The organism is Dietzia maris, from assembly GCF_014144855.1.
In the GTDB taxonomy this organism is placed as follows: Bacteria; Actinomycetota; Actinomycetes; order Mycobacteriales; family Mycobacteriaceae; genus Dietzia; species Dietzia kunjamensis.
Map to the genome: position 1 here is coordinate 1 of NZ_JAALDN010000151.1, position 10,024 is coordinate 10,024.

The 10,024-nt window shown below is 63.2% G+C and carries 7 protein-coding genes; 6 read left to right on the plus strand and 1 reads right to left on the minus strand.

Annotated features, from left to right (window positions below; genetic code table 11):
- Positions 1 to 255 precede the first annotated feature (255 nt).
- A complete protein-coding gene (locus G6024_RS05550; protein ID WP_235027772.1) occupies positions 256 to 1,821 on the minus strand; it encodes an acyl-CoA synthetase in 1,566 nt (521 codons plus the stop codon).
- A 220-nt stretch (positions 1,822 to 2,041) separates the two neighbouring features.
- Here G6024_RS05550 and G6024_RS05555 point away from each other — a divergent pair, with 220 nt between their 5' ends.
- From G6024_RS05555 to G6024_RS05580, 6 genes are read left to right on the plus strand one after another with little or no spacing between them, the layout of a single operon-like run.
- Positions 2,042 to 3,793: an acyclic terpene utilization AtuA family protein gene (locus G6024_RS05555; RefSeq protein WP_069389028.1), complete on the plus strand. Its 1,752-nt coding sequence runs from the start codon at positions 2,042 to 2,044 to the stop codon at positions 3,791 to 3,793.
- Entirely contained in the window at positions 3,790 to 4,950 is a 1,161-nt protein-coding gene (locus G6024_RS05560) for an acyl-CoA dehydrogenase family protein (protein ID WP_069389029.1), read from the plus strand. The genes G6024_RS05555 and G6024_RS05560 overlap by 4 nt, the downstream gene beginning before the upstream one ends.
- The gene (locus tag G6024_RS05565; RefSeq protein WP_159148253.1) at positions 4,947 to 6,545 is read left to right on the plus strand and encodes an acyl-CoA carboxylase subunit beta; all 1,599 of its coding nucleotides are present in this window, start codon (positions 4,947 to 4,949) and stop codon (positions 6,543 to 6,545) included. Before G6024_RS05560 ends, G6024_RS05565 begins: the two co-directional genes overlap by 4 nt.
- A 7-nt stretch (positions 6,546 to 6,552) precedes the next feature.
- Positions 6,553 to 8,616, plus strand: coding sequence for an ATP-binding protein (locus G6024_RS05570; protein ID WP_069389031.1), 2,064 nt, complete (start codon positions 6,553 to 6,555; stop codon positions 8,614 to 8,616).
- Complete coding sequence (locus G6024_RS05575) at positions 8,613 to 9,392, plus strand: enoyl-CoA hydratase family protein (RefSeq protein ID WP_083249598.1); 780 nt, start codon at positions 8,613 to 8,615, stop codon at positions 9,390 to 9,392. Before G6024_RS05570 ends, G6024_RS05575 begins: the two co-directional genes overlap by 4 nt.
- Entirely contained in the window at positions 9,389 to 9,997 is a 609-nt protein-coding gene (locus G6024_RS05580) for a TetR/AcrR family transcriptional regulator (RefSeq protein WP_069389038.1), read from the plus strand. Before G6024_RS05575 ends, G6024_RS05580 begins: the two co-directional genes overlap by 4 nt.
- Positions 9,998 to 10,024 lie beyond the last annotated feature (27 nt).

Genomic DNA, 10,024 nt, shown 5'->3' on the forward strand with positions numbered 1-10,024 from the left:
TCCGCTGTCCGAAATCGACGCGGCAGGTCACTCGGTGTCCTCTTCGGAAATCGCGATGCGCGCAGGGGCCATGAACGCTGTTCGAGTCAACAAGTCCCCGATCGATACACGTGTGGCCAGGTTCAGCTCTAGTGGTGTGACACCTGAGAGATCGGGTTTCATGGCAGTCCTTGCTCGTTCGTGTTCGGCGACGGGGAATGTTCTGCCACCGTCATGAGCTGGCCTGGCCACAGTCAGTTGTGTGGTCAGGACTGATCATCGCTGCACCGCCGTGCCGTCGTCAGTCCAGGACTTTCGCAGATCCCGCTTGATTACCTTGCCTGTAGCGGTCCGCGGGAGCGCATCGAGGAAAACAACAGTGCGGGGGCACTTGAACGCGGCCAGCCGCTGGCGGGTCCAGGAGATCAGCTCTTCGGCCTTTATGTCGGCGCCTGGCGTACAAACAACGACGGCGGCGACGGACTCTCCCCAGCGCGGGTCCGGACGTCCGATCACCGCAACTTCCGCCACATCAGGGTTCTGGTAGAGCACCTGCTCGACCTCGGTGGCGTAGACATTTTCGCCGCCGCTGATGATCATGTCTTTCTTGCGGTCGACAATCGAGTAGTAGCCCTCGTCATCCCTGCGCGCGAGGTCACCTGACAGGAACCACCCATCTTTAAGTACGTCTTCGGTGGCTTCGGCGTTGTTCCAGTAGCCAGCAAAGACGTTCGGGCCGCGGATCGCGAGCTCGCCGGTCTCCCCGGGGTCCACATCCTCGTCCATCTCGTTGACAATCCGCAGATCCACGTGCACTACTGGTTTTCCGATCGAACCAGCATGGTCAACGACCTCATCTCCGTTAAGGGCCGCGACAAACGGGGCGGTCTCGGTGAGACCGAAGCCCTCGACGAACGTCAACCCGCGTTCGCGCATGGCATCGATGAGAACGATCGGGCAGGGCGCACCGCCGGACAGGACGTACCGCAGAGAACCGAGGTCGCGCCTGTCAATGGTGGGCGAGACGTCGAGTGCCGCCCACATCGCAGGGACGCAAAATGCGAGCGTGGGACGGTAGCGATCGACGGCATCAAGCCACTGCTCGGGAGCGAATGACTCCATGATCACGGTCGTCCCGCCCGCGTAGAGCAGTGGAAGTGTGAAGATGCCTAGCGCACCGATGTGGAAAAGCGGGGCAGCCGCGAGATTGATGTCGCGCGGGGTGAGCCCTTCCCCGGCGAGGGTGAAGTTGTTAATGGCGTTCCACAGGATGTTGTCGTGGGTGAGCATGGCCCCCTTCGGGGGGCCGGTCGTGCCGGAGGTGTACATCAACATGCCGAGGTCATCGCGATCGATGTCCTCTTCGACGCGGTCGGTGTCGCCAGCGCTCACCATGTTCTCGTAGGTCGAGCTCACCGAGTCTTTACGTTGGGCCGCCGACGGAATCTCGATTTGTTCCCGCACGGGGGTCCCAGCGACGGCGTCACGGACCGTCTCGGATGTCTGGGTCGAGGTGAAGACGATTTCCGCGCCTGAGTCCTCAAGAATGAATCGGATTTCGGGAGGCGACAGTCGATAGTTGACCGGCACGGAGATCGCGCCCAGCTTGGCAACGGCACAGAGGACCTCGAGCATGTGTGGACTGTTCAGCGTGACCAGGGCGACCCGGTCCCCTTTGGCCACGCCCATGCCGCGCAGCACATCCGCCAGTGCGTTGGTTCGCAGGTCAAGCTCTTCGTAGGACAAGCCCAGTCCGGTCTCGCCATCGAGCAGCGCGATGCGCCGAGGGTTACGGAGGCGATGCAGCGAAGGCCAATTGCCGAAGCCGTTATCCATGAACACGTCCAATCGGTCACGAAAGTGGGGCAATCTTTTCCGGCGATGGCCGGTGTGATCGAGACCACTGTAAGTTGCAGACCCAAACTAAGCAAGCATGCTTGCTTAGGTTTGTCGGTTGTGCGATGGTTCCAGTGATAGCGCCGATGATTACCAGGCCGAGCCGATGCGCTCCCCGTCGTCGACTTCTTGCTATCAAGCACATTGACGAAGGGATCGACCTGGCATGGCCTCCCCCACCGCACCGTCTTTGAGGGTCGGGAACTGTTCCGGCTTCTACGGCGACCGCTTCTCGGCGATGAGAGAAATGCTTGGCGGCGGAGAACTCGACGTTCTCACCGGTGACTATCTCGCCGAACTCACCATGCTGATCCTCGCCAAAGACCGGGCGAAAGATGCCAGCACCGGGTACGCAAAGACCTTCCTCCGACAGATGGAGGAATGCATGGGCATGGCGCTTGATCGGGGCGTGCGCATCGTGGTGAACGCCGGAGGGGTCAATCCCGCAGGCCTGGTGCAGGCACTGCAGCACATCGCCGACTCGCTTGGCCTCACACCGAGCATCGCGTACCTAAACGGCGACGACGTCACCAGCCGTTCAGAGGAACTCGGGCTGGGCAGCCCCCTGTCGGCGAATGCCTACCTGGGAGGGTTCGGCATCGCGAGTTGCCTTGCGGCGGGTGCCGACATCGTGGTCACCGGTCGGGTCACCGACGCATCGCTTGTCGCCGGGCCTGCGATCCACCACTTCGGTTGGGGCAGGGAAAGCTTCAACGAACTCGCCGGAGCGACTGTCGCGGGGCATGTCATCGAGTGCGGCACACAGGCCACCGGAGGAAATCTCTCTTTCTTCAGGGAGATTCCTGACCTGATGCGACCAGGCTTTCCGATTGTCGAGATCGAGGCCGATGGCAGCAGTGTTGTCACCAAAAACCCGGGAACCGGTGGAGCGGTCACCGTCGACACGGTGACCGCCCAACTCCTCTACGAGGTGACCGACGCCCGGTACGCCGGGCCGGACGTCACCACCCGTCTCGACTCCATTGTCCTGTCTCAAGAGGCACAGGATCGCGTGCGCATCAGCGGTGTCCGGGGCGAGGCTCCACCACCGGAGCTCAAGGTCTCACTCAACAGCATCGGCGGGGTTCGCAACGAAGTCAGTGTCATACTCACCGGCTTGGATATCGAGGCCAAAGCCGACCTGGTTCGCAGGCAGGTCGAAGACGCGCTGCCCGCCAGACCTCGAGAACTGTCGTGGGAGCTGGCCCGGACCGACCGCATCGACTCCCCCACGGAAGAATTGGCGAGCGCCCGTCTGACCGTGGTCGCACGCGACGACGATCGCGAGAAAGTCGGGCGGAAGTTCTCCAACTCGGTCATCGAAATCGCACTCGGAACGGTCCCGGGTTTCCACACGACGGCGCCGCCGTCGGCCGGCAGTACCTACGGGGTGTTTACTCCGGGCTACATCACACAGGAGGACGTCGATCACACCGCAGTGCTGCCCGACGGAAAACGAATCCCGATCGCGGCACCCGAGGTGACCACCGACCTCGTTCCCGCTCACACCGATCACCGAGCGGCGGACGACGGCGGCGACGCGGCCTCGTCACACCCCGATTACTGGGGGCCGATGCGCCGGCTACCGCTGGGGACGATCGCCGGCGCTCGCAGCGGAGACAAGGGCCCCAACGCAAACATCGGGGTCTGGGTGCGCGACGAGGCTGCCTTCGACTGGCTTGCCGAGGCCCTGACGATCGAGCAGCTGCGACGCATGCTGCCGGAGTGTGCGGATCTGGAGGTGACCCGCACCGTGTTACCCAATCTTCATGCCGTCAATTTCGTCCTCGCCGGAATCCTCGGCGAGGGCGTCGCATACAACGCCCGCTTCGACCCGCAAGCCAAAGCACTGGGTGAATGGTTGCGCTCCCGCACTATTGACATCCCCGAGCTAGTTCTTACGGAGGCAGACCAGTGAGCGCCAACCCGTGGCAATCGGACGAGATCACTTCATTGCGATCCACCGCGCGCGACTTCGCACAAAGAGAGATCCTCCCGCACCTGGAGGAATGGGAGCGTGCCGGCGAGATCCCCCGGGTACTCCACCGCAAAGCCGGAGCATTGGGCCTGCTCGGCCCTCAATTTCCCGAACACGCTGGCGGTGGCGGCGGGGATCTGCGTCACCAGGTCACCGTCTGCGAAGCCCTGCACGAAGCCGGCTCCTCGGGCGGAGTCCAAGCCTCCTTACTCACCTGCTGGATTTCAGTGCCGCACATCGTCACTGCGGGCGACCAGTGGCAGATCGACACCTGGGTGGTACCCACCCTCGCCGGCGACCGGATCGGAGCGTTGGCCATCACCGAACCCGGCGGCGGTTCCGATGTCGGGCACCTGCGCACCACAGCCCGACGAGATGAAGACCACTTCGTCATCAACGGCTCAAAAACCTTCATCACCTCTGGGTGTCGCGCTGACTTCGTCGTCGCAGCGGTCCGCACCGGCGGACCCGAGCGGCGCGGCGCGTCCGGCGTATCGCTGATCGTCATCGACACCGACACACCCGGCTTCTCCGTGAGCCGAAAGCTCGAAAAGATGGGATGGAACGCCTCAGACACCGCCGAACTGACGTTCGACGACGTTCGGGTCCCCGTGAGGAACCTCATCGGGCCAGAGAACGCGGGATTCGATTTGATCTCTCAAGCGTTCGTCTCCGAGCGCGTCTTCTTGGCGGCACAGGCCTACTCGGGCGCGCAGCGCGCACTCGAACTGACCGAACAATGGTGCCAGGATCGAGTGACCTTCGGCGAACCACTCATCAGCCGTCAGTCCGTACAGAACACCCTGACAGAGATGGCCCGCCGGATAGATGTCGCCCGGACATACTGCCGTGCCGTCGTCGATGCCGATATGCGAGGCGAAGACGTCATCGCGCAGGTCTGCTTCGCGAAGAACACTGCGGTGGAGGCCGGCGAATGGGTCGTCGACAGGGCAGTGCAGCTGTTCGGCGGACTCGGCTACATGCGCGAAATCGAAGTCGAACGGCAATACCGTGACATGCGCATTCTCGGTATCGGCGGAGGCACGTCCGAAATCCTCACCGCACTTGCAGCCAAACACTTGGGATACCGATCATGACCATGCTGAACAGCACACTTGACTCACGCAGCAACGATTACCGGGTGGCACTCGATTCCATGATCGAGAAGCTCTCCGGCATCGAAGAGGAATTGACCGCGGTACTCGCCGGCGGCGGGGAGAAGGCCGTCGCCAGGCACCACGACCGCGATAAATTCACTGCTCGAGAGCGGATCGAGCTCCTCGTCGACCGGGACACACCGTTTCTGGAGCTGTGCCCTCTCGCCGCATGGGGTTCGAAGTTCACCGTCGGCGCCGCTGTTGTCTCCGGCATCGGTGTCGTCAGCGGTGTCGAGTGCATGATCGTTGCCAACGACCCGACTGACAAGGGCGGTTCACTCAATCCGTGGTCGATGCGCAAGATCCTCCGCATGGGCGACATCGCGCGACAGAACCGCCTTCCGGTCATCAATCTCGTGGAATCGGGCGGCGCCGATCTGCCCACCCAGAAGGACATCTTTGTCCCCGGTGGGGCGATGTTCCGCAACCTCACTCAACTCTCTGCCGAGGGGATCCCCACGATCGCGCTGGTCTTCGGCAACTCGACGGCCGGAGGAGCGTACATCCCCGGCATGAGCGACCACATCGTGATGATCGAGAACCGATCGAAGGTGTTCCTCGGAGGCCCCCCACTAGTCAAGGCGGCCACGGGAGAGATCACCGACGACGAGTCGCTCGGCGGAGCGGCCATGCACGCCAAAGTGTCCGGCTTGGCCGACTACTACGCTCTCGACGAGCAGGACGCCCTCCGCATCGGCCGCCAGATCGTGTCACGACTCAACTGGACGAAGTCCGGCCCGGCCGTGTCTACAGAGGTGGTGTCCCCCCTATACGACGAGGCTGAGCTGCTCGGCATCGTGCCACCAGATCTGAAAATCCCGTTCGACCCGCGCGAGGTGATCGCCCGGGTCGTCGACGGTTCCGACTTCGACGAGTTCAAATCCAGATACGGCACGTCGCTGGTCACCGGCTGGGCACGCATCCACGGGCATCCCGTCGGCATCCTGGCCAACGCCCGCGGTGTGCTGTTCTCGGAGGAGGCGCAGAAAGCGACCCAGTTCATCCAACTCGCCAATCGATCGAACACGCCACTGTTGTTCATGCACAACACCACCGGGTACATGGTGGGCAGGGAGTACGAACAAAACGGCATCATCAAGCACGGCGCAATGATGATCAACGCCGTCTCCAACTCGAAAGTCCCGCACATCTCCTTGCTCCTCGGTTCCTCCTACGGCGCGGGCCATTACGGGATGTGCGGACGCGCTTTCGATCCACGATTCGTGTTCAGTTGGCCGACGCTCCGCTCGGCCGTCATGGGCGGAACGCAACTCGCGGGCGTGATCTCCACGGTTAGCCGGGCGTCGGCGCTGGCCCAGGGCAAGGAATTTGACGAAGAAGCCGACGCCGCGGTCCGCGCTGCCATCGAGGAACAGATCGACTCCGAATCGTTGCCGGCCTTCTTATCCGGCCACCTGTACGACGACGGTGTCATCGACCCCCGAGACACCCGCACCGTCCTCGGATTGAGTCTGTCCGCCATCCACAGCGCACCGATCGAAGGCACCACGTCCTTCGGCGTCTTCCGAATGTGAGCCCGCAGTGAACACCCAGCACACCCCTGTCAGTACGCCATCAGCGTCGACCGCAACGACCGTGCTCGTCGCAAACCGCGGGGAGATCGCCCGCCGGATATTTGCCACCTGTCGACGTCGTGGACTCGGCACCATCGCTGTGTTCTCCGACGCCGACGCAGACAGCCCGTTCGTCACCGAAGCCGACGCCGCGGTCCGGCTTCCGGGCTCGACACCGACCGACACCTATCTTCGCGGTGACCTGATAATCAAGGCGGCACTCGCCGCCGGAGCAGACGCCATCCACCCGGGTTACGGTTTCCTGTCCGAAAGCGCCGGGTTCGCACGGGAGGTGCGAGCGGCTGGACTGATCTGGATCGGCCCAACGCCGGAGAGCATCGACCTCATGGGGTCAAAGGTCGAGTCCAAACGGATCATGGCAGAGGCAGGGGTGCCGGTCTTGGGACGTCTCGACCCGGCATCCATCACCGAAGCTGAGCTGCCCGTGCTGATCAAGGCCTCGTCGGGCGGGGGCGGCCGGGGAATGCGAATCGTGCGAGATCTTGCGAACCTACCGGCCGAGCTGTCGTACGCGGCGAGAGAAGCGGCGTCCGCATTCGGCGACGACACCGTGTTCTGTGAGAGATACATCGAGGCGGGCCGCCACATCGAGGTTCAGGTGATGGCCGACATGCACGGAAGCGTGTGGGCGGTCGGCGAGCGTGAGTGTTCTATCCAAAGACGCCACCAGAAGGTGATCGAGGAAGCACCGTCCCCGCTAGTCGAGCAGATCGGCGCAGCCATGCGTGCCCGACTGTACGATGCCGCCCGCACCGCCGCAGAATCCATCGGTTATGTGGGCGCCGGTACCGTGGAATTCCTCGCCGACAACGACGGTGAATTCTTCTTCCTGGAGATGAACACGCGACTGCAGGTCGAGCATCCTGTCACCGAGTGCACGACGGGACTGGACCTCGTCTCACTGCAGATCGACGTCGCGAACGGAGAGCCTCTAAGTGGTGGAGAGCCGGCCACAGTCGGCCATTCGATCGAGGCCCGCCTCTACGCCGAGGATCCGGCGCGCGACTGGCAACCCCAAGCGGGCCCCGTCCATCGCTTCTTGGTTCAGGAGACCGCAACCGAGTTCGCCGTACTCACCTCGCCCGGCCTGCGGCTTGATTCCGGGGTAGTCGACGGCGACGAGGTCGGGGTGCACTACGACCCCATGCTCGCCAAGGTAATCTCGTTCGCCCACTCCCGCCCGGAAGCCGCCCGCATTCTCGCCACTGCACTGGCCCGTGCCCAGGTTCACGGGCTGCGTACGAATCGGGACCTGCTCGTGCGGACACTGCTCCACCCTGCATTCCTCGCCGGCGAGATCGACACCGCCTTCTTCGACCGTCACGGGCTCGCCACTCTCGCTGCCCCACTCGCCTCCCTTGAGACGGAGCGGCTCGCCGCCATCGCTGCGGCGATCGCGGTCGCCACCGGCGAGCAAGAATCAGCTCCGATGGGCATCGCGGCCCCCCTAGGCTGGCGCAATGTCGGCCACCCTTTCCAGTCGCGTGGTTTTCGCACGGAGACCGACGAGTACGAGATCAAGTACCGGCTCGACCGTTCCGGAATCGTGCTGGCACCGGGCAGCGTCCCCGAGTCGATAGAGACAATTCACGTCGTCTCGGCAAGCCCCACCCGCGTACGGATCGAGGTCGACGGCGTGGTCTTGCCTTTCGACGTCGCCCGCTACGGTGGGGGGAGTTCGGGCGCGAACGTGCTGCACGTGGACACGCCGCGCGGCGCAGTCGCCCTGTGCGAAACCGCTCGCTTCATCGATCCCGCGCAAGCGGTCGCAGAGGGCTCTCTGCTCGCCCCGATGCCCGGCGCCGTAATCCGAGTTGCGGTCAAACCGGGTGACCTCGTCGAAAAGGGGCAGCCAATTCTATGGATCGAGGCGATGAAAATGGAACACTCCGTCACAGCTGCCGTCACAGGTGAGGTGAGCGAGGTGCTCGTCAGTCAGGGCGACCAAGTCGAAGTGGACGCCCCCCTCGCCGTGATCACCGCATCCGATGAAGAGGCGGAGGCGACATGACCGTCACTGGCCCGCTGGTCCGGGCGGAACGCGCCGGCGGAATAGCAACGCTCACTCTGGACTCGCCCCACAATCGCAACGCACTATCCGAACGGCTTGTGGACGAACTCCTTGCCAGCTTTGCCGTGGCCGCCCAGGACGACGCGGTCCGAACAATCGTGCTGACCCATACAGGCGGAACGTTCTGCGCCGGCGCCGACCTGGTCGACGCGTCAGTCACCGACGGAGGGGTGGATCCTGCACGTCGCCGCGCGGAGCAGACCACGCAACTGATGCACAGCATCCTCCGAGCCCCCAAACCCGTCATCGGACGGATTAACGGGCACGTCCGGGCTGGCGGTATGGGACTGGTCGCCGCCTGCGACATAGTCGTCGCCGGCCGCAATTCAACCTACGGTCTCACCGAATCGCGCCTCGGACTGGCTGCCTCGGTAATCTCTCTGACAGTGCTGCCGCGCATGACCTCGCGCGCGGCGTCGCACATGATGCTAACTGGCTCAACAATCTCCGCCGAGGAAGCACTGACCAACGGACTGGTCACCGAAGTCGCGGAGGAGGTCGATACTGCCGTCGACACACTGTGCGCTGCATTCGCGACATGCTCACCGCAGGGATTGCGCGAGTCAAAACAGCTGGTCAATTATGAGATACTGGCCGAGTTCGAACGGTCAACTGATCGAGTCATCGAACAGTCAGTCCAACTGTTCCACAGCGTAGAAGCCGGGGAGGGAATGGCAGCCTTCTTAGAAAAACGTCGCCCGTGGTGGGCAGAATGACCGCAGACTACATCTCTCGGGAGGACAGAAACAAACTGACCCGCCAGAAACTTCTCGACACGACGGTTGAGTGCCTTATGTCGCACGGTTGGGCCATGACCACAGTCGGCCTCATCGCGGAGAAGGCGGGCATCAGTCGAGGTGCACTGCAACACTATTACCGCACCCGGGAAGACCTCATCACGGCCGCCCTCGATCACATGTGGTCGGCCAGCGCCGACCACATCATGGGAGAGCTCCGCGACCCGCCGGAAGGTGTCAGTCGCGAACAGCACGTCGTTGATCTTCTCTTCGGGCACTACTCCGGTTCAGTGTTCAAATCCGCCCTCCAAGTATGGACAGCGGCAGCGGCAGACCCCGACCTACGAGAGCGTGTCGTACCGCTCGAAGCCAAGTTCGCCCGAAGTGCCCATTCCATGGCTGTCGAACTATTGAACGCCGACGACTCCGACACTCGAACTCACCGACTCATCCAGCTAACCCTAGACATTGCACGTGGCCTCGGCCTCGCAGACACACTAACCGACGATTCGAAACGTCGCCGCGCCCTCGCCCGGACGTGGGCCGAGGAGCTCCGGACGATCAAAACTCGGACGGACGCTTAGCCTCAATTCACCGATGAAGTAGCCGGG